Origin of the sequence: Rahnella ecdela (genome assembly GCF_019049625.1) — a bacterium.
GTDB classification, from domain to species: domain Bacteria; phylum Pseudomonadota; class Gammaproteobacteria; order Enterobacterales; family Enterobacteriaceae; genus Rahnella; species Rahnella ecdela.
This window is the reverse complement of sequence record NZ_JAFMOY010000050.1, coordinates 1-581: the sequence shown is the minus strand read 5'-3', so window position 1 is coordinate 581 and position 581 is coordinate 1. Positions and strand designations below refer to the sequence as shown.

Sequence of the window (581 nt, the reverse complement as noted above, 5' to 3'; positions counted from 1 at the left end):
GTTATCGACTCCACCGGATTAAAAGTCTTCGGGGAAGGAGAGTGGAAGGTGAAAAAACACGGCAAGGAAAAGCGCCGCGTCTGGCGTAAACTGCACCTGGCGGTGGACGCTGATACGCATGAGGTTAGGATCGTGCAGCTTTGGCCGTTGCGGTGAAGCCGGCGTCAGCAATGGCGTCAGGGGTAATATTAGGGTTACGCAGAAGGCGATAGGCCCCTTCCACTTCAGCAGGAGAATGTGATGATTTCACGATAGAAAGTCCGGCATGTTGAGCAAGTGAGGTGGCCAGAGTCACGAGACGACGGGTACGGCGTAAATCGCCAAGCGCAGCAAGCCCGAAAATCTCTTTAGCCCATGAATAACAATCTGATAGCACCATACTAAAAACCCAGGAAGGAGAATATAAAGAGAATCAACAGAGAGGAAAAAAGTTCAAAAAAATCCCCGGCATGAATGAACTGACCCCATAAAGTTGGACGGTTGTAATCAGGCTGCCGCTGTGGCCCGGGTCCGGTATTCTACCGGGCTCAGGCCCTTTAACTTCAGTTTGATCCGTTCATTGTTGTAATAGCCGATATACC

At 50.6% G+C, this 581-nt stretch carries 1 protein-coding gene and 2 pseudogenes; 1 reads left to right on the top strand and 2 read right to left on the bottom strand.

The genetic code is table 11. The features are described from left to right. A pseudogene (locus tag J1784_RS00245) lies at positions 1-126 on the top strand (transposase); the annotation flags it as partial. 1 nt (position 127) lies between these two features. On the opposite strand, the pseudogene J1784_RS00240 reads toward J1784_RS00245, so the two are convergent. Then, a pseudogene (locus J1784_RS00240) lies at positions 128-379 on the bottom strand (IS4/Tn5 family transposase DNA-binding protein); the annotation flags it as partial. Positions 380-486: 107 nt separating this feature from the next. Then, positions 487-581 (bottom strand): IS3 family transposase (locus J1784_RS00235; RefSeq protein WP_217147578.1); only part of this gene is annotated, 95 nt, incomplete at its 5' end.